At 62.4% G+C, this 20,175-nt stretch carries 13 protein-coding genes; 5 read left to right on the forward strand and 8 right to left on the reverse strand.

Annotated elements, in window-relative coordinates:
- Window positions 1–28: 28 nt before the first annotated feature.
- The 7 genes from AC3IX1_RS19650 to AC3IX1_RS19680 all read right to left on the reverse strand — a co-directional run bounded on the left by AC3IX1_RS19650 (window position 29) and on the right by AC3IX1_RS19680 (window position 10,584).
- Window positions 29–3,256 carry a transporter substrate-binding domain-containing protein gene (locus AC3IX1_RS19650; RefSeq protein WP_489385460.1) on the reverse strand — a complete coding sequence of 1,076 codons (3,228 nt, stop codon included), beginning with the start codon at window positions 3,254–3,256 and terminating at the stop codon, window positions 29–31.
- Window positions 3,257–3,883, reverse strand: a complete 627-nt coding sequence (locus tag AC3IX1_RS19655; RefSeq protein ID WP_489385461.1) for a response regulator — start codon at window positions 3,881–3,883, stop codon at window positions 3,257–3,259. It abuts the gene before it with no gap.
- 109 nt (window positions 3,884–3,992) lie between these two features.
- Complete coding sequence (locus AC3IX1_RS19660; RefSeq protein WP_489385462.1) at window positions 3,993–4,394, reverse strand: chemotaxis protein CheY; 402 nt, start codon at window positions 4,392–4,394, stop codon at window positions 3,993–3,995.
- Between the two features lie 105 nt (window positions 4,395–4,499).
- Complete coding sequence (locus tag AC3IX1_RS19665) at window positions 4,500–5,216, reverse strand: MgtC/SapB family protein (RefSeq protein ID WP_489385463.1); 717 nt, start codon at window positions 5,214–5,216, stop codon at window positions 4,500–4,502.
- A gap of 129 nt (window positions 5,217–5,345) precedes the next feature.
- The gene (gene mgtA, locus AC3IX1_RS19670; protein ID WP_489385464.1) at window positions 5,346–8,060 is read right to left on the reverse strand and encodes a magnesium-translocating P-type ATPase; all 2,715 of its coding nucleotides are present in this window, start codon (window positions 8,058–8,060) and stop codon (window positions 5,346–5,348) included.
- A gap of 570 nt (window positions 8,061–8,630) precedes the next feature.
- Complete coding sequence (locus AC3IX1_RS19675) at window positions 8,631–9,968, reverse strand: lysine N(6)-hydroxylase/L-ornithine N(5)-oxygenase family protein (RefSeq protein WP_489385465.1); 1,338 nt, start codon at window positions 9,966–9,968, stop codon at window positions 8,631–8,633.
- Window positions 9,969–10,101: 133 nt separating this feature from the next.
- Window positions 10,102–10,584, reverse strand: a complete 483-nt coding sequence (locus AC3IX1_RS19680) for a sigma-70 family RNA polymerase sigma factor (protein WP_477777732.1) — start codon at window positions 10,582–10,584, stop codon at window positions 10,102–10,104.
- A 386-nt stretch (window positions 10,585–10,970) separates the two neighbouring features.
- Here AC3IX1_RS19680 and AC3IX1_RS19685 point away from each other — a divergent pair, with 386 nt between their 5' ends.
- The 3 genes from AC3IX1_RS19685 to AC3IX1_RS19695 are packed head-to-tail and all read left to right on the forward strand — an operon-like array spanning window position 10,971 to window position 15,519.
- The gene (locus tag AC3IX1_RS19685) at window positions 10,971–12,143 is read left to right on the forward strand and encodes an efflux RND transporter periplasmic adaptor subunit (protein ID WP_489385466.1); all 1,173 of its coding nucleotides are present in this window, start codon (window positions 10,971–10,973) and stop codon (window positions 12,141–12,143) included.
- Entirely contained in the window at window positions 12,144–14,117 is a 1,974-nt protein-coding gene (locus AC3IX1_RS19690) for a MacB family efflux pump subunit (protein WP_489385467.1), read from the forward strand.
- A 7-nt stretch (window positions 14,118–14,124) separates the two neighbouring features.
- Entirely contained in the window at window positions 14,125–15,519 is a 1,395-nt protein-coding gene (locus AC3IX1_RS19695) for an efflux transporter outer membrane subunit (RefSeq protein ID WP_489385468.1), read from the forward strand.
- Between the two features lie 130 nt (window positions 15,520–15,649).
- On the opposite strand, the gene pvdP is transcribed toward AC3IX1_RS19695, so the two are convergent.
- Window positions 15,650–17,269: a pyoverdine maturation tyrosinase PvdP gene (pvdP, locus tag AC3IX1_RS19700; protein WP_489385469.1), complete on the reverse strand. Its 1,620-nt coding sequence runs from the start codon at window positions 17,267–17,269 to the stop codon at window positions 15,650–15,652.
- 241 nt (window positions 17,270–17,510) lie between these two features.
- Between pvdP and pvdM the strand changes: the two genes are divergently transcribed.
- Both pvdM and pvdN read left to right on the forward strand, forming a co-directional pair.
- A complete protein-coding gene (pvdM, locus tag AC3IX1_RS19705) occupies window positions 17,511–18,860 on the forward strand; it encodes a pyoverdine-tailoring dipeptidase-like protein PvdM (protein ID WP_489385470.1) in 1,350 nt (449 codons plus the stop codon).
- Between the two features lie 29 nt (window positions 18,861–18,889).
- Window positions 18,890–20,170 (forward strand): pyoverdine-tailoring periplasmic protein PvdN, encoded by a 1,281-nt coding sequence (gene pvdN / locus AC3IX1_RS19710; RefSeq protein ID WP_489385471.1) that lies wholly within the window; start codon window positions 18,890–18,892, stop codon window positions 20,168–20,170.
- Window positions 20,171–20,175 lie beyond the last annotated feature (5 nt).

Consider the following 20,175-nt stretch of genomic DNA (forward strand, 5'->3'; position numbering starts at 1 on the left):
AGGCATCGCACCGAACTGGGATTGAGCCTCAATCCTGCTCCAGACGCTGGTCCAGGCGGGCCATGGCTTGCTGCAACCGGTCGACGGCGTCGTCGATCATAGCCGCGCGGCCGTCATTGCACGCCTGCTCCAGTTGTTCGCAACACTCGACCAGGGCGAGCGCTCGCACCATCAACGCCCCGCCCTTGATCCGGTGTGCCAGCTCCTGCAAGCCCGGGCGATTGCCGCCGGCGTGCAAGGCCAGCAAATGCACGCGGTCCTCGCGGTTGGTCAGCGCCAGGTCGTGCAACAGTTGATCGATCAGCTCACGATCCGCATCCGCATAGCGTTCCAGCCCGCTCAAGTCGAACTCGGCGACGCCATGGTCGTCGATAGCCGTTGAGGGTGCGCTGGAAAACCGCTGGGCCAGCCACGCCTGCAAATCCACCAGGCGAATGGGTTTGAACAGGCAATCGTCCATGCCCGCCGCCTGACACCGGGCCTTCTCCTCGGCCTGCGCATTGGCGGTAAAGCCCAGAATCAGCGTCGATGACAGCCCCTGCACCTGCTCTTGCTCACGTATCGCGCGCGCCAATTCGTAACCACTGAGCTGCGGCATGTTGCAGTCGGTGATGACCAGGTCAAACCGGTCTCCGCGCCACTGTTCAAGCCCCTGCGCCCCGTCTTCAGCCAGCACCACGCGATGGCCCAGGTAGCTCAGCTGCCGCGAGAGCAACAGGCGATTGGCCGGGTAATCATCGACCACCAGAATCGACAACGCCCGGGTCGTGAGCTGCGCCGGATCCTGGGGCTTGCCCCCCGCGGGTAACGCTTGCAGGGCAGGCAGCACCAGGCTGATGTCCACCCGCGTCCCGCGCCCGAGCTCACTGTCGAGTTGCAACCGGCCGCCCATCATTTCGCACAGGGTACGACTGATCACCAGGCCCAGGCCGGAACCTTGCCGGGCGCTCTGCTGGCTGTTGCCCGCCTGCACGAACGGGCTGAACAGGCGTTGCTGGTCGAACGCGCTGATGCCGATGCCGCTGTCTACGATGCGTACGTTGACGGCGAGGTGCGCCGGGGCTTGAGGCCGCACTCGCAGCGTCAGGCTCACCTGGCCTTCCCGGGTGAACTTGATCGCATTGCTCAGCAGATTGGACAGCACCTGTTTGAAGCGCGTGGGGTCGAGCATCACGTCACAGTCACTGTGCTCGTCGAGCTCGACCCGCCACTGCAGATTCTTCTGCACCGCCAGCCCTTCGAAAACCCGGCAGACCGACGTCACCAGCGATTGCAGATTGACCCGCTCCGGCGCCAGCGACAAATGCCCGGATTCGATCCGGGCGACGTCCAGAATGTCGCCGATCAAATCCAGCAATTGTTGCCCGGCGTTGGACGCCACCTCGATGGCCGCACGGTCGGTCTCCCCTTCATCGGCCCGTTTCAGCGCCAGTTCGAGCATGCCGATCAACGCATTCATCGGCGTGCGGATTTCATGGCTCATGGTGGCCAGGAACGTAGTCTTGGCCCGGTTCGCCTCGTCCGCCGCGTCCTTGGCTTCCTGCAATTGCCCGAGCAATTGCTGGCGCTGGCGAATCTGCCGGCGCTGCCAGACGATCCCGGCCAACGCGAGCAACAGCAAGACACCCGCCACCGCAAACGCCTGCACGATCGCCTGCCGGTGTCGCAGCCAGTAACTCTGCTCGACCATCGAGTCGTAACGCCAGGGTTGGGTCAGCTCGTCAATTTCTTCGGGAGGAATGCTCAACAGCGCCTTGTCCAGGATCGAATGCAGCTCGGTGGCCTCGCGACTGGTCGCCAGGGTGCTTCGTGCAGGGTCGGTGCCCACGGTGCTGGTCACTTGCAGGCGATCGCGATACTGCCGGGAAATCAGGTAACGGGCGCTGATCAAGGAGTTGATGCCGCCCTGGGTCGTGCCCTGGTCGACCATTTCCATGGCGTCCGTCGACAGGGGCGCATCCACCAGCTGGATCAGCGGGTAATGCTGGCGAAGGTACTCGTCGACAATGTTGCCCCGGGTCAGCGCCAACGTCCTTCCCGCCATGTCATCCAGCGTCCTGGGGCTGTCCGTGTCCACCCGGGTCACCAGCACCGAAGGACTGCTCAGGAACGCGCGGGTGAACAGCAACTCATCTTCACGCTGGGAACTGAGGCCGATACCGGCCAGCACATCGATCTGCCCGCTCTTGATGGCGGTCATCATCTCGGCCACCGACTTCATGCCCTGGATGTCAAATTGCAAGCCGGTGCGCAAACTGATTTTCGTCAGCACATCGACGCCAATACCGCGAAACTTGCCTTCGCTGTCGATAAATGAAATCGGCGGGATATTTTCGTTGATCGCGACCGTCACCCGCGGGTGGCGTTCGAGCCAGTGTTGTTCGGCGACGCTCAATTGCAATGACTGGGTGCCGGGGATAGACCCCCCGTTCGCCCCCCAACGACGCAGAATGTTCATTTGCTCATTGGTGGTGATGGCCGCCAGCGCCTTGTTGACGATGCGCAACAGCGATTCGTTGTCGCGTGCCATCGCAAAGGCAAAACGCCCGGACTCCATGGGCGAGAAGTCCGTCAGGTGCACGTTGTTCAGGTAGTTTTTGCTGATCAGGTAATGGGCATTGATCGCATCGCCCAGATAGACATCGGCCTGGCCGAAAGCCACGGCGCCCATCGCCGCCAGTGTCGAGGGAAACAGCTGGACCTGCGCCCTGGAATAGAACTGTTGCACGCTGTATTCGGGCAAGTAGTGATACAGCATCACCAGCCGCTTGCCGGCCAGTGTCGGGTCGAGCACCGGCGGGAAATCGGTGCGGGTGACCAGCACCGGTTGATCGACCGCATAGGCACTGGACATCTGCAGCTGTGGATCTTCGGCTTCAAACCGATTGGCCGTTCCCAACAGGTCTGCCTGCCCCACCTTGATGGCCTGCACCGCGTCGGCCCGCGACGGATAACGCCGGACCTCGATGACGACGTTCAACAATTGTTCGAGCAACCCGGCGTAATCGGCGGTCACGCCTTCGAATACCTTGCCCGCCGTGTTGAACTCGAAGGGGGGATAGTCCGGCGCCGAGACGGCCAGCACCAATCGGCCCTTTTGCTGCAACCAGCGCGACTCGGTTTGCGACAACCTGACGCTCAGGCCTTCGACGCTCGAGCGCCCCAACAGGGTCAACGACTGTTGCGCACAGACCGTCGATGCCCAGAGAAGAAGGCCGATCAGCACCCCACCTGCCAGTCGTCGGAATGCGTTCATTCAGATCAGATGATTGCGCAGGGCGAAATCCCTCAAGTGCACCGACGAGCTCACGTTGAGCTTGAGGGTGAGTCGGGTCTTGTAGGTACTGACGGTCTTGTAGCTCAGGTGCATGATCTCGGCGATTTCCAGGTTTTTCGAACCCCGGGCCAGGTACTGCAGGATGGTCAACTCACGATTGGAGAGCTTGTCGATCAACTGCTTTTCACTGCGTTGCAGCTCCCCCATCGACACGGAACTCGAGGGGAGCTGGGCGAAATAGGTGTAGCCGGCCATCACGGAATTCACCGCCGCCTTCAGGTCATCCAGGTCCTTGCTCTTGGAAACATAGGCAACGGCCCCGGCACGCATGCAGCGGTCCTGATAGAACTGGGCCTCCAGTGAAGTGAACACCACCACGCGACATCGCGTGTTTTCGGCCTTGATACGGTCCATCACCTCAAGCCCCGCCACACCGGGAAGGCCCAGATCAAGCAGCACGACATCCGGTCGATGCTCCCGGATCAACGCCAGGACCTCATCGCCACGGGAGGCCTCATATACCTGCTTGAACCCTTCGCCCTTGAGTACGAGTTTGATCATGGATCGAACCACCGGATGATCTTCCACAATCAGTGCTGACTTCATGACAACTCCCGTGCAAAACAACACGATCGGGCAAAAAAATGCCCTCCAGGCACCGCAGCGGTTGGGCACAACGCTGCGCATTGACTTTTGCATGGATGGCTGCAAAGAACTACCTGACAGAAATGACAGTTCCGACGAACGGCAGGTGACGATTGACAGCGTTCATCAGCTGCGTAATGCACGCCAGGTCAGGCAGGGCGGCCTGGCTGACCTGGATGTTGCCCGCGACTGACGGCAAGGGCGCCTGCTGTTCATTGAAGATAAAGGCCTGATGGACCTGCGGGTTGTCGGCAAAGAAACCGAGCAGATCGAGCGCTCCGCTCGCCATCGCCCCATTGACGAGTACCAGGTCCAGAGGCTCGCAACCGTACTCCACCAGTGGAAGCAGCTCGTCGAGACTCTGCACCGGTGCCACGCGAAAGTAGCCAAGCTGATTGAACAGCCGCTCGATCCGCAGGCGGTTGAAGTGCTGCGCATCGGCGATCAGGATGCGCAAGGATTTGTTCGGCATGGTGACCTCCAAAAGGATGTCGGTTTCAAGAGGTCGCAAAGCCTACGGAAGACCTTCCTAGGTTTATGTAGGAATATTCCTAAATAAATGCCGGTCAATCTGACTTTACTCCGTGGTACTCGGACTCCAGAACGCCTGCACCACCAGGGTCGAGGTCGAAATCCGTGCCACCAGTGCATCCAGTTCATCACCATCGACCGAGGTGGTGGCCAGGGTGGCTTCGATTTCAATTTCATCCGTGCCGAAGGCGTGCACGTCGACATCGCTGGCCGGGTAGTTGCTGCGTTCCAGCTCGGCTTCGAGCAAGGCCAGCACGGTTTTCTGCTGCGTACGCCGGGCAATGACATAGACGATGTTGGTGACTTCCGCCGAAATCACATCCAGCGGCTGACGGTTGATGTTGTTGACGATCGGCCGCAGCAGCGTGTTTGCCGCCAGCACGAACAAGGTGCCAAGCAGCGCCTCGGCCAGCAGGTCGGCACCGGCGCAGGCGCCAACCGCCGCCGAGGTCCAGAGCGTGGCGGCGGTATTGAGGCCGCGCACATTGCCCTCTTCGCGCATGATCACCCCGGCACCGAGAAAGCCGATGCCGGAAACCACGTAGGCTACGACCCGCACGGCGCCTTCGGCACCGGCGAGACGGTTGGCCATGTCGACGAAAATCGCCGCGCCCACCGCCACCAGCACATTGGTGCGCAGGCCCGCGGTGCGCTGCCGGTACTGGCGCTCGAAACCGATCAGGCCGCCGAGGATGAAGGCCGCGCTGAGGCTGACCAGGGTGTCGAGCAGCGAGCTCAGGTTGAGGTTGTTGATGGCTTGCATATGAAACTCCTTGATAAACACACGATCCCTGTAGGAGCGAGCCTGCTCGCGATGTGGGTCTGACAGCCAATGATGATGTTGAATGACAGACCGCTATCGCGAGCAGGCTCGCTCCTACATCTGGCAGCATTACTGCCAGCCAAACCGGCGAATGTAGAACCCCTTCACCGCCTGGGTCAGCGCCATGTACGCCAGCAGGATCACCGGCAGGAACACGAAGTACAGCGACGGCAACGCCTGCAATTTGAAGTAATGCGCCAACGGTCCCATCGGCAGGAATATCCCCACGGCCATGATCAGCCCGGTCATCACCAGCAAGGGCATGGCCGCGCGGCTTTGCAGGAACGGGATCTTCGGCGTGCGGATCATGTGCACGATCAGTGTCTGGGTCAGCAGCCCGACCACGAACCAGCCGGACTGGAAAAGGGTCTGGTGATCCGGGGTGTTGGCATCGAACACGTACCACATCAAGGCGAACGTGGTGATGTCAAAGATCGAACTGATCGGCCCGAAAAACAGCATGAAGCGCCCGACATCCGCCGGCTGCCAGCGCTGCGGTTGCTTGAGCATTTCGTCATCGACGTTATCGAACGGGATGGCGATCTGCGAAATGTCATAGAGCAGGTTCTGCACCAGCAGGTGCATCGGCAGCATCGGCAGGAACGGGATGAACGCACTGGCCACCAGCACCGAGAACACGTTGCCGAAGTTCGAACTGGCGGTCATCTTGATGTACTTGAGCATGTTGGCGAAGGTCCGGCGCCCTTCCAGCACGCCCTCCTCCAGCACCATCAGGCTCTTTTCCAGCAGGATGATGTCGGCCGCCTCCTTGGCGATGTCCACGGCGCTGTCCACGGAAATACCGATGTCGGCGGTGCGCAAGGCCGGGGCGTCATTGATGCCGTCGCCCATGAACCCGACCACATGGCCGTTGCCTTTGAGCAGCCGGACGATGCGCTCCTTGTGGGAAGGCGTCAGTCTGGCAAAGACGTTGGTGGTCTCCACCGCTTTCGCCAGCTCGGCATCGCTCATGCGTTCGATGTCGTTGCCCATCAGCAGGCCTTGCTGTTCCAGGCCGACTTCGCGGCAGATCTTCGCCGTCACCAGTTCGTTGTCGCCGGTCAGCACTTTCACCGCCACGCCATGGGCGGCCAGAGCCTTGAGGGCGGGCGCGGTGCTTTCTTTCGGCGGATCGAGAAACGCCACGTAACCGATCAGCGTCAGTGCCTGTTCATCGGCCAGGCTGTAGGTGTCGCGCCCTTCGACCATTGGCCGTGCCGCGACCGCAACTACCCGCAGGCCTTCGGCGTTGAACGTGGCCGTAACCTGACGGATGCGCGCCAGCAGATCTTCGGTCAAGGCTTCATCGACTTCGCCATGGCGTACCCGCGAACAGACTGCCAGCACTTCTTCCACTGCGCCCTTGCAGATCAGCAGGTGCGGTTGATCGCGCTCGGCGACCACCACCGACATGCGCCGGCGGGTGAAATCGAACGGGATCTCGTCGACCTTGCGAAACGCCGTGCCGACTTTCAGCTCACGGTGGATCTCGACGTGTTCGAGCACCGCCACATCCAGCAGATTTTTCAGGCCGGTCTGGTAGTAGCTGTTGAGGTAGGCCATTTCCAGCACGTCATCCGAGTCGTGGCCCCAGACGTCGACGTTGCGCGCCAGGAAGATCTTGTCCTGGGTCAGGGTGCCGGTCTTGTCGGTGCACAGCACGTCCATGGCGCCGAAGTTCTGGATGGCGTCGAGGCGTTTGACGATGACTTTCTTGCGCGACAGGAACACCGCGCCCTTGGCCAGGGTCGAGGTGACGATCATCGGCAGCATTTCCGGAGTCAGGCCCACGGCAATCGACAGCGCGAACAGCAGCGCTTCGGTCCAGTCGCCCTTGGTGAAACCGTTGATGAACAACACCAGCGGCGCCATGACGAACATGAAGCGGATCAGCAGCCAGCTGACTTTGTTGACCCCGGTCTGGAACGAAGTCGGCGCCCGGTCAGTGGCACCCACGCGCTGGGCCAGGGCACCGAAATAGGTGCTGTTGCCGGTGGTGAGAATCACCGCCATGGCCGTGCCGGACACCACGTTGGTGCCCATGAACAGGATGTTGTCCAGGTCCAGGGGGTTGATAGTGTCGCGGTCCTGCTGACGGGGAAACTTTTCCACCGGCATCGATTCACCGGTCATGGCCGCCTGACTGACGAACAGGTCCTTGGCGCTGAGCACCCGGCAATCGGCGGGAATCATGTCACCGGCCGACAGCACGATCAGGTCGCCCGGCACCAGTTGCCCGATCGGCAGTTCGATACGCTGCGCGCCGCGGTCCTCAAGGTCGCGGCGCATCACCGTGGCGGTGTTGCTGACCATGGCCTTGAGAGCATCGGCGGCCTGGTTGGATTTGGTTTCCTGCCAGAAACGCAGCAAGGTCGAGAGCACCACCATGGAGAAAATCACGATGGCGGCTTTCATGTCTTCGGTCAGCCAGGAGATGACCGCCAGCAACGTCAGCAGCAGGTTGAACGGATTCTTGTAGCAGTGCCACAGGTGCGTCCACCACGGCAGCGGTTGTTCGTGTTCGACTTCATTGAGGCCGAATTGCTCGCGCAGGGCATCGGCTTCGAACTCGCTCAAGCCGTCGGTGTGACTGCCCAGGGTGTCGAGCAATTGACCGGTGTCGCTGCCGGCAGCGGCCACCAGGGTTTGCGCCAGGGTGGGCGGGACTTCACGGCTGACCGTGGTGTCGGTGAAGGTTTCCAGCAACGCCAGGCGGCGAAAGTGCCGGGCGATGTGGCGGTTACGCAGGAAGCCTGCGAAGAGTTCCTTGAGGGTAAGTTTCATGGCTGGTGCCCCTTTGGTCAGCCGGGAAACCGTCGAGCAGGCAAGTCCACGCCTCTGCCGCTGGAACAACCGGCAAAGCAAGGCCTGGCGCGCCGGTCACGAATGACAGGCGTGTCGATAGGGCGGCGGCCACGACAAAAAGTCGAAACCACGCACTGTTCAGCGTCGATGAGAAGGGACGTCGGGACACGGCCGGGACTGGCCATGATCGGGATGCCGCTGCTCGCTTGTCGGCGAGACAACGGCACAGGAGACTGCGCGTTATCTGGCCGAGAAAATGCCGGTTACCGAGACCGGCCGACAACTGTCACTCGAACAAGTACCCACTGTGGGTCTCCGTAATGGATGAAAACGCGCGAAGCTTACGCCTCGATGTCTGGAGAGTAAACCCGTTACAAAACCTTGCAGGGGGAATCGCGGGGTTCTTCAGGAAGGGTTCAGGATTGGGTGTTTGGGGGGATTTCAAAGGCCCCATCGCGAGCAGGCTCGCTCCTACAATGAACCTGCGTACACAGGTCAAATGTAGGAGCGAGCCTGCTCGCGAAGGCGGCCTGACAGGCGCTGAAGATCCTAGCTCGCCGTCGCCAACAACAAATCCACCACCGACCGCCCCTGCCCGCGATGCTTGCCGTGCTCATACAAAGAGCCGGCAATCTCATCGGCACGAATCGGCAGGATCGACAGCAAGGTGTCGCTCAGCCCATGGCTGGCCTGGCAAAAGCCCTGCATGTAGAGGCCGGCCTTGCAGCGTTCATCGGTGATCAGTTTGTAGTTGCGATCGACCTCGAAGTCCCCCAGATACTCTTCCAGCGGCGCCAGCAGCTTGCGGTGCATCTGCCGCTCGTAACCGGTGGCCAGCACCACGGCGTCGTAGTGACGCACCGAGACTTCGCCGGTGGCATTGTTGCGCAACACCAGTTCGACGCCCCGTTCGTTGGCGGTGGCCTTTACGATAGTGGTCAGGGTGTGGAATGCATGACGGGCGATGCCCGAGACTTTCTGCCGGTAGAAAATACCGTAGATGCGCTCGATCAGATCGATGTCCACCACCGAGTAGTTGGTGTTGTGGTACTCGTTGACCAGTCGCTCGCGCTCGCTGTCGGGTTGCTGGAACACCAGATCGGTGAACTCCGGCGAAAACACTTCGTTGACGAAGGGGCTGTCGTCGGCCGGCTTGAGTGCCGAGCCGCGCAGGATCATGTCCACCTGCACCGACGGAAAGCTGTCGTTCATATCGATGAAGGCCTCCGCCGCGCTTTGCCCGCCACCAATGATTGCGATGCTCATCGGCCGGTTGTCCACGCACGGCTGCTTGGCCATCTGCGCCAGGTACTGGGAGTGATGGAACACCCGGCCGTCATCCTTGAGTGCCTTGAACACCTCGGGAATGCGTGGCGTGCCACCGGCGCTGACCACCACCGAACGGGTGGTGCGCACATGTTGATGCCCGCTCGCATCGCGGGAAATCACCCGCAGCGCCTCGACCTGATGATTGTGCAGCACCGGCTCGATGGTCAGCACTTCTTCACCGTAGCGGCTTTGCGCGGTGAACTGTCCGGCGACCCAGCGCAGGTAGTCGTTGTACTCCATGCGGCACGGATAGAAAGTGCCCAGGTTGATGAAGTCCACCAGACGCCCGTGGGCCTTGAGGTAATTGACGAACGAGTAAGGGCTGGTCGGATTGCGCAGAGTCACCAGGTCCTTGAGGAAGGAAATCTGCAGCTCGCTCTGGGTCACCAGGGTGTTGCCGTGCCAGCGGTAGTCGGCCTGCTTGTCGAGGAACAGCACATCCAGGTTGCCCTGGCTCGCCCCGCGCTCTTGCAGTGCGATGGCCAGTGCCAGGTTCGACGGGCCGAAACCGACGCCGATCAGGTCGTGAACGAGGGGCGTAGCAATTGCCTGTGTCATTTCCAGTGTCCTCTGGATGAACCCCTCAACAATGGGGCATTGAACCTAAGTGACCTGACCCACCAAGGGCCGCACAACAGGTCGTCTGTTGAGTAGGAACGAGGACCGTGAAAAAAAATTTAACCGCGCAGGATCACTGGGCGTCCCACTGTCGCATCCGTATACGGCAATGCTTCATGGCGTTGACAATGTGCTTCTCGACCATTGCCCGGGAAATGCCCAGTTGCTCGGCAATCTGCGGATGGGACAGGCCTTCGATCTTGCGCAGCAGGAAACTCTCGCGGCACAACCTCGGCAACTCCGCCAGAGCACTCTGGAGCATTTCCAGGCGCTGGCCATGATCGAGCACGTTTTGCGGCGAAGGGGTGAAATAGCGCTCCTCATTGTCGAGTACGTCCAGGGGCTCGGCCTGACGCAGGGTGTTGCGTCGATGGTCGTCGATAACCAGGTTCAGGGCGGTGCGATAAAGGAATGCCCGGGGCTGCTCGATCGGCGTATCACTGGAACGCTCCAGGACCCGCAGATAAGCGTCATGCACCACATCTTCGGCCACCTGACGGTTGCCCAGCCTGGCGTTCAGGAAACACACCAGTTCGCGATAGTAGTTTTCCAACATGACTCCCGTCCGCACGGGGGTGCGGTTTCTGTCCTTGAGCCCTTTCGGTGACTGCTGAATCACACAGTGGCACGATAGTGGCAGTTCGAGCCGCGTAATTTATAGTAATTCTCATATAGATTTAAAGTACTGCTTCGACTTGCCCGATAAATTGTCTCGATCCCTGTAGGAGCGAGCCTGCTCGCGATGGTCGTGAACGATGATGCGTATTTTCTGATTTAACGCGTCGTCCTTGCGGCCATCGCGAGCAAGCTCGCTCCTACAAGGGTTTTGTGTCGTCGCCTAAATTCCGCGCCCGGTTCATCGTTTACAGGACAGCTCCCCGTCTGCGCCCCGGTCTCCCCGCTGCTGAACGACGGGCCGATTTTCCCAGGCCGGAACCCTGCATGAAACGTCCCCGACAGACCCGACGCGCCCTGCTTGCAGCACTTTGTCTGATCCCCGTGGCTGCCGTCGCCGCCTGGCAGTTCATCCCCCCGGGCCGCGACGGGTTCGCCACCGTCCAGGTCAGCCGCGCCGACATTGAAAGCAGCGTCACGGCCTTGGGCACCCTGCAACCGCGGCGCTATGTCGACGTCGGCGCCCAGGCCTCCGGGCAGATCCAGAAAATCCACGTGGAAGTCGGCGATGTGGTCAAGGAAGGCCAGTTGCTGGTGGAAATCGACCCGTCCACGCAACAGGCCAAACTCGATGCCGGGCGGTTCTCCATCGAAAACCTCAAGGCGCAGCTGCAGGAACAACGGGCGCAACACGAACTGGCCCGGCAGAAATACCAGCGCCAACAGAACCTCGCCGCTGGCGGTGCTACCCGCGAGGAAGACGTGCAGACTGCCCGGGCCGAATTGCGCGTGACCCAGGCGCGCATCGACATGTTCCAGGCGCAGATCCGCCAGGCCGAAGCCAGCCTGCGCAGCGATCAGGCGGAGCTCGGCTACACGCGGATTTATGCACCGATGGCCGGCACCGTGGTGGCACTGGATGCCCGGGTCGGCCAGACCCTCAACGCCCAGCAGCAGACTCCGCTGATCCTGCGCATCGCCAAACTGTCGCCGATGACCGTGTGGGCCGAGGTCTCGGAGGCCGACATCGGCCACGTCAAACCCGGCATGCACGCCTGGTTCACCACCCTGAGCGGCGGCACCCGGCGCTGGACCAGCACCGTGCGGCAAATTCTTCCGGTCCCGCCCAAGCCGCTGGACCAGACCAGCCAGGGCGGCGGCAGCCCCGCCAGCACCAGCAAAAGCGGGAGTGCCCGCGTGGTGCTGTACACCGTGTTGCTGGACGTCGACAACGCCGACAACGCCTTGATGGCGGAAATGACCACCCAGGTATTTTTCGTCGCCAATCAGGCGCAGAACGTACTCACCGCGCCCATCGCCGCCTTGCAGGCCGGCCCGCAGACAGACCGACAGACCGCCCAAGTGGTCGCCAGCAACGGCAGCATCGAGCAGCGCAACGTGCGCACCGGCATCAGCGACCGCCTGCGGGTACAGATCCTCGACGGCCTGCAGGAGGGCGATCACCTGTTGATCGGCCCGGTCGACGGGAGTGGCGGCTGAATGCAGACGCCCCTGATCGACCTTTCGGACATCCGTAAAGCCTACGGCGGCGGCAACGCGCCTGAAGTCCACGTGCTGCGTGGCATCGACCTGTCGATCCATGCCGGGGAGTTCGTGGCGATTGTCGGCGCTTCCGGCTCCGGCAAGTCGACGCTGATGAACATTCTCGGCTGCCTCGACCGCCCGACTTCGGGCGAATACCGCTTCGCCGGGGAAAACGTCGCCGCCCTGGACAGTGACGAACTGGCCTGGCTGAGGCGTGAAGCCTTTGGTTTTGTGTTCCAGGGCTACCACCTGATTCCCTCCGGTTCGGCCCAGGAAAACGTCGAGATGCCGGCGATCTACGCAGGCACCCCCGCCGCCGAACGCCACGCCCGCGCCGCCGCCCTGCTCGAGCGCCTCGGCCTGGCTTCGCGCACCGGCAACCGTCCGCACCAACTCTCCGGCGGGCAACAGCAACGGGTGTCGATTGCCCGCGCGTTGATGAATGGCGGCCACATCATTCTGGCCGACGAACCTACCGGCGCCCTCGACAGCCACAGCGGCGCCGAGGTCATGACCTTGCTCGACGAACTGGCGAGCCAGGGCCACGTGGTGATCCTCATCACCCACGACCGCGAAGTCGCGGCCCGGGCCAAACGCATCATCGAAATTCGCGACGGCGAGATCATCAGCGACAGCGCCCGGGACAATCCCGCCGCGCAAAACCCGGCCAACCCCGGCGCCCTGCAAGCCGTCGATTTACGCAAGCGCCTGAGCGAAGGCGCCGAAGCCACCGGCGCCTGGAAAGGCGAATTGGTCGATGCCGTGCACGCGGCGTGGCGGGTGATGTGGATCAACAAGTTCCGCACCGCCCTGACCCTGCTCGGCATCATCATCGGCGTGGCTTCGGTGGTAGTGATGCTGGCGGTGGGCGAAGGCAGCAAGCGCCAGGTGATGGCGCAGATGGGCGCGTTCGGCTCCAACATCATTTACCTCAGTGGCTCGGCGCCCAACCCGCGCACGCCCATGGGCATCGTCACCCTCGATGACGTCGCCGCGATTGCCAGCTTGCCCCAGGTGATGCGGATCATGCCGGTCAACGGCCAGGAGGCCGGGGTGCGTTTTGGCAACCTCGATCACTTGAGTTACGTCGGTGGCAACGACACCAACTTCCCGGCCATTTTCAACTGGCCGGTGGTCGAAGGCAGCTACTTCACCCACGCCGATGAACAGAACGCCGCGGCGGTCGCGGTGATCGGGCACAAGGTGCGGACCAAACTGCTCAAGGACGTGGCCAACCCGATCGGCCAGTACATCCTGATCGAAAACGTCCCCTTCCAGGTGGTCGGTGTGCTCGCGGAAAAAGGCGCCAGCTCCGGCGACACCGACAGCGACGACCGCATCGCCATCCCCTACTCCGCCGCCAGCGTGCGGCTGTTCGGCACCCACAATCCCGAGTACATCGCCATCGCCGCCGCCGACGCGCGCAAGGTCAAGGAGACCGAAAAAGCCATCGAACAACTGATGCTGCGCCTGCACGACGGCAAGCACGATTTCGAACTGACCAACAACGCAGCGATGATCCAGGCCGAGGCGCGCACGCAAAACACCCTGTCGCTGATGCTCGGCTCGATTGCGGCGATTTCGCTGCTGGTGGGCGGGATCGGCGTGATGAACATCATGCTCATGACCGTGCGCGAGCGGACTCGCGAGATCGGTATCCGCATGGCCACCGGCGCCCGCCAGCGCGACATCCTGCGCCAGTTCCTCACTGAAGCGGTGATGCTCTCGGTGGTGGGCGGCCTCACCGGGATCGCCCTGGCGCTGATCGTCGGTGGCGTGCTGATTTTCAGCGAAGTCGCTGTCGCGTTCTCCCTGATAGCGGTACTGGGCGCCTTCGGCTGCGCCCTGGTCACCGGTGTCGTTTTCGGCTACATGCCGGCCCGCAAGGCTGCCCGACTCGACCCGGTCACGGCCCTTACCAGTGAATGATCGATTGATGAAGCCGCCACTCAGTGTGATAACCCTGTGCCTGTTGCTCAGTGCCTGCGGCACCCCGCCCCAGCGCCCCGACAGCGGTATCCAGCCGCCGACCGCCTGGCAATCGCCGCACACCGCCGGCGCCGTCCATGACAACCAGCAATGGTGGAACCGCTTCGGCAGCCCGCAACTGGGGCGCCTGATCGAACAGGCGCGGCTAAGCAGCTACGACCTGGCCGCCGCCATCGCAAGAGTGCGCCAAGCCCAGGCCAACACGGTGATTGCCGCCGGCTCGCAACTGCCCGAGGTCAAGGCCGGGGTCAACGCCAACCGCCAGAAACTGCTGCGCGGTAGTGGCTACAGCCAGCTCGATGCCGACAGCGATAACGACGCCGTCGACTACTTCACTGCGAACCTGACTGCCAGCTACGAAATCGATTTTTGGGGAGGACAACGGGCCAGCCGCGACAGTGCGCAATTCAGTTTGCAAGCCAGCGAGTTCGATCAGGCCACGGTGGAATTGACGTTGCTCAGCGGCGTGGCCAACGGCTACGCGCAAGCCTTGTCGCTGCAGGAGCAGAGCCGCATCGCCGAATTGAACCTGGCCAATGCCCAAAGCGTGTTGAAACTGGTGCAGACCCGTTTCGATTCGGGTTCGGCCACGGCCCTGGAAATGGCGCAGCAAAAAAGCCTGGTGGCGGCGCAGCAACGCCAGCTGCCGCTGGTGCAGCAACAGGCCGAGGATGCACGGATCAGCCTCGCCGCCCTGCTCGGCCGCCCGGTTCAGGCGCTGTCGCTGGGTCAGGAACGCTTCGATCAACTGACCTGGCCTGCGATTGACCCCGGGATACCTAGCCAATTGCTCAGCCGCCGTCCGGACATTGCCCGGGCCGAGGCGCAACTGGCCGCGGCCCAGGCCGACGTCACCGTCGCCCGGGCCGCGATGCTGCCGACCGTGACCCTCACCGCCGAAATCGGCTCCGGTGCCGACCGGGCCGACGACATCCTGCGCAGCCCCTTCTACAACCTCACCGCCGGGCTGCTCGCGCCGGTGTTCAACAACGGTCGCCTCGGCGCCCAACGCGACAAGGCCACGGCGCGTCAGCAAGAATTGCTGGAAACCTATCGCGGCGCGATCATCAACGGCTTCGCCGACGTCGAAAAAGCCCTCAACAGCATTCGCGGACTGGATGAACAGCGCGGGTGGCAGAGTGAAGAACTGAGCCAGGCGCAGACCGCGTTCAACATCGCGCAAAGCCGTTATCAAGCCGGGGCCGAGGATTTGCTGACAGTGCTGGAAACCCAGCGCACGCTGTATGCGGCGCAGGATTTGAATGTGCAACTGCGGTTGTCGCGGATGCAGGCGAGTATTGCGCTGTACAAGGCGTTGGGTGGGGGGTGGCAGGTTTTGTAGTTGTGGTATCCGGGAGGACGCCATCGCTGGCAAGCCAGCTCCCACAGTGTTTTTGTTGTTCGCTGACTTTGCGTACACCCACTAACCCTGTGGGAGCTGGCTTGCCAGCGATTGAACGATAACGCGGGTATCAAGCCTGGCTCTGTCTAGCCTTCAGATTGCGCGCATACCACGGTCGCTGCGGCACTTTGCGGAACAAGTCCTTCAGCTTCTTCTCGTCCTCGCCAAAGGTGATGCGCAGCGCCAGCTTCATGGTTTCCGGGTCCACTTCCACTGACTTGCCCGCCTGCAACCCCGGCGTGGTGCTGCAGCCATGGGTGCTCGGCCCGAGCCACGGGTCATCGATCTCGACCCAGCGTCCCGGCGCAAACCATTGCACGCCGTTGACCTGCAGCCGACTGACCTGCCCCGGATGAAAGCGCTCGTGGGCGCGGAACCAGTCTTCCAGGCGATCGTCGATCCAGCCGTGGAAATGCCAGAACACCGGGCTCACATGGGAAGAAAACGGGTCGCCGAGAAAATCGTTTTCCGCTGCAAACCAGCGTGCGGAAAAGTCCGACGGATCCCGGGCGAACGGCACCGGCTGACCGTTGGACGGATCACGGGGCACCGAAGCCCAGCGCATGTGCAGCCAGTCGTGCAGGCCCAGTTCGACCTCCGAGCCGAACTGGCCGAGGGTCAGCGTCGACAGGTAACGCGGGTCGCGGTAGCGGGATTCCCAGACTTGGAAGTTGCTGTGATACGTCTCGCCAGTCTTGATGTCGCTGACCCATTGCGTGTACTCATCATCGTCCTCGGCCAGCCAGGTCGGCGGCAGCGCAGTGCCGTCGTGGTTGTCGAAGTAACGCGCAAAGCCGAGCCGGTCCCGCGCCAGCTCCGGTTGCGGCAACGGGAAATGCGTCCAGGACGGCAAGTCCTGCATCGAACGTGCAGTGCCGAGCATGTGCCGGTGCATGAAGAAAAAATCCACGCCCGAACCGTTGCGATCCTTGCGCTCGCCACGGGCATCGCGCTCCTGGTCCCGCGGGCCGGGTTGCCAGCCGAGCCCGCGCAAGGCGCCGCGCTGGTCTTCGGACAGCTTGTGCCACTTGTCCCGGGAGGCATGCCAGAGCTGGTGAAACAGCCGATGTTCCGGGGACACCAGCCACATCAGCAGGGCCGGATTGAGGCCGGCACGCTCGCGGGCTTCAGGGAATACCCGTTTGACGGCAATGAATCGATTGTCCTGGGCCGTCAGCATCAGCGGCCGCTTCAGGTCCAGCACCCGCCCACTGAGGCTGCCGCTGCCGGCGTTGCCGAAACCGGCCCAGACCTCGTCCAGGGTCATGTCGAACTCGTAATCGCAACAGCCGCTGGCGCCCAGCAGTCGCCAGACCAGCTGCTTCGGGTTGGCCCCGGACAGATCGCCGAGCACCCGGTAACGGGGCTCTTCGGTAGAGCGCAAACGCTCGGCGGTGTCGAGATAACCACTGAAGCCGCGCCCCTTGTGACCGATGTCGAGAAACACTTCCAGGCCTTCGCGCGGCAAACCTTCGATACCGGCGTCACGACCTTCGAAACGAATCTGCCAGACCCCGCGCAAGGTATCCGCCAAGCGTTGGCCGGCAACATCCGCCAGGTCGAACGAGGCTTCGCCGGGGGTGATCGTCGGGTCCGGCCTGGTCAGTTCGCGATGCCCGTAATACACCGCCGGCACAGCGGCACCGGTCAGCGCCAGGCCAGCGAGGAACCATCGTCGAGAAATCGTCATTGCCCTACCTGTGTCAGCCATGGAGCAGGCTTTATCCAAGCTAGAACGTTTGTTGCCCGCATAAATTTAAAAGCATCGCGGGCAAGCCCGCTCCCACAGGAATTGCGATACCCCTGTGGGAGCGGGCTTGCCCGCGATGAGGCCATCAGCCGCGCTAAATTTTCCGGCCAGCCACTCGTTCCTCCCAGATAGCAAAGGCCCCTGCGCCTGATCCTCGACGGCGAACCTGACTGAGACGGCAATGACAAAACCACGTTCGAAAAAGGCTCTTTTCATCGGCCTGCCGCTGGCCCTGGCGATCAGCGCGGGTGCGGGTTTCGCGGCCTGGGACTACGGGTTCAGGGACAACCCCGGCTACCCGGTCAAGGTGATGAAACAGGCCGATCAGTTGCAGGAACGCATCCTCTCGTTCGACAGCCACATCACCGTGCCCATGGACTTCGGCACTGCCGGCAATGAAGTCGACAAGGACGGCGAAGGCCAGTTCGACCTGGTCAAGACCGGTCGCGGGCGCCTGTCCGGTGCGGCGCTGACGATCTTCGGCTGGCCGGAAATCTGGAACGGCCCCAACGCCCCCCATCGCCCCACCGCCGGTTTCGTCGACGAGGCCCGCCTTGAGCAGGAAACCCGCTACAAAATCATCAGCGCGATGGTGCGTGACTTCCCCAATCAAGTGGCCATCGCCTACACCCCCGACGACTTCCGCCGCCTGCACGGCGAGGGCAAGTTCGCGATCTTCATCAGCATGCTCAACGCCTATCCGCTGGGCAATGACCTCAACGCCCTGGACAAGTGGGCCGCGCGCGGCATGCGCATGTTCGGCTTCAGCTACGTGGGCAACAACGCCTGGGCCGACTCGTCGCGGCCGCTGCCGTTCTTCAACGATTCCCGGGATGCCCTGGGCGGGCTGTCGGACATCGGCAAGCAAGCGGTGCATCGCCTCAACGACCTGGGCGTGATCATCGATGTGTCGCAGATGTCGACCAAGGCCCTGGAGCAAGTGGCGCAACTGAGCCGCACGCCGATGGTCGCCTCCCACTCGGCACCGCGCGCCCTGGTGGACATCCCGCGCAACCTCAGCGATGCGGAAATGCAGTTGATCAAGAACAGCGGCGGCGTAGTGCAGATCGTTGGATTCCCGACCTACATCCGCCCGCTGAGCCAGGCCACCCAGGACAAGCTCAACGCCCTGCGCGCCCGTTTCGACCTGCAACCGCTGCAAGGCCTGGAGATGGCCCTGATGCCGGGCGACCCGGTGATCACCGTCTGGCCCGAACAACGTTTCGGCGAATACGCCAGCCAGCTCTACTCGATCCTCGACGAAGAACCCAAGGCCAGCCTCAAGGATTACGGCGACGCGATCGATTACGCCGTGAAAAAAATCGGCATAGACCACGTCGGCATCAGTTCCGACTTCAACGACGGCGGCGGCCTCGACGGCTGGAAAGACGTGAGCGAGGCCCGCAACGTGACCGCCGAACTGATCAGCCGTGGCTACAGCGAGGCCGACATCGCCAAGCTCTGGGGCGGCAATTTCCTGCGGGTCTGGGACCAGGTGCAGAAGTCCTCCCGGCCTGTCGTTCAACACTGATTTCTCCTTTGCCAAAGCGAACCGAATCCATGACCAACCGTCGTTCATTCCTCAAGCAGGCCGGCATCCTCGCGGCCGGCATCCCCCTGGCCTCCGCCGTGAGCCTGCCGGCACGGGCCGCCAGCCCCGCGCCACTGCCCAAGGACAAATGGGACCAGTTGCGCCAACTCTTCACCCAAGACCCGAACTACCTGCACTTCGCCAACTTCCTGGTGACCTCGCACCCGCTTCCCGTGCGTGAAGCCATCGAAATGCACCGCGCCAACCTCGATCGCAACCCAGGCCTGGCCATGGACTGGCATCGCGGCGAAACCGAACGCCGCGAAGAAGAGGTGCGCGTGTGGGCCGGCCGCTACCTGAAGGCCAAGCCGTCGCAGATCGCCCTGACCGGCAGCACCACCGAAGGCCTGGCGATGATCTACGCCGGCATCCACGTGCGCCCGGACCAGGAGATCCTCACCAGCGAACACGAGCACTACGCCGCCAACAGCGTGTTCGAATACCGCACCCAGAAGGACGGCACCCAGGTTCGCAAGATCAAATTGTTCGAAGACCCGTACAAGGTTTCGACCGCCGAAGTGCTGGCCGCAATTGAACGCAACATCCGCCCCGAAACCCGCGTGCTGGGCATGACCTGGGTGCACTCCGGCAGCGGCGTGAAGTTGCCCATCGGCGAAATCGGCAAACTGGTGGAAGAAAAAAACCGTGGCCGCGAGGACAAGGACCGCATCCTCTACGTGATCGATGGCGTGCACGGCTTCGGCGTGGAGAACGTCGACTTCCCGGACATGCACTGCGACTTCTTCATCGCCGGCACCCACAAATGGATGTTCGGCCCACGGGGCACCGGGATCATCTGCGCCCGCTCCGACGAGCTCAAGGACGTGACCCCGACCATCCCGACCTTCTCCGAAGCCACCCAGTTTTCCACGGTGATGACCTACGGCGGCTACCACTCGTTCGAACACCGCTGGGCGCTGACCGAGGCCTTCAAATTGCACCTGGAACTGGGCAAGGCCGAGGTCGCGACGCGCATTCACGCCATCAACAGCCACCTGAAAAAACGCTTGCAGGCACACCCGTCGGTGGAGCTGGTGACGCCGCTGTCGCCGGAGTATTCCGCCGGTTTCACCTTCTTCCGCATCAAGGACCGGGATTGCGAGGAAGTCGCCAATTACCTGATGGACCAGCGTGTGGTGTGCGATGCCGTGGACCGTGATGTCGGACCGATCATTCGTGTGTCGCCGGGGCTGCTCAATACCGAAGCGCACATCGACCGCCTGATGGAACTGCTGGCCAACCAGGTCTGACTGAG

The sequence above is a fragment of the Pseudomonas sp. KH_046_2 genome, from assembly GCF_057838985.1.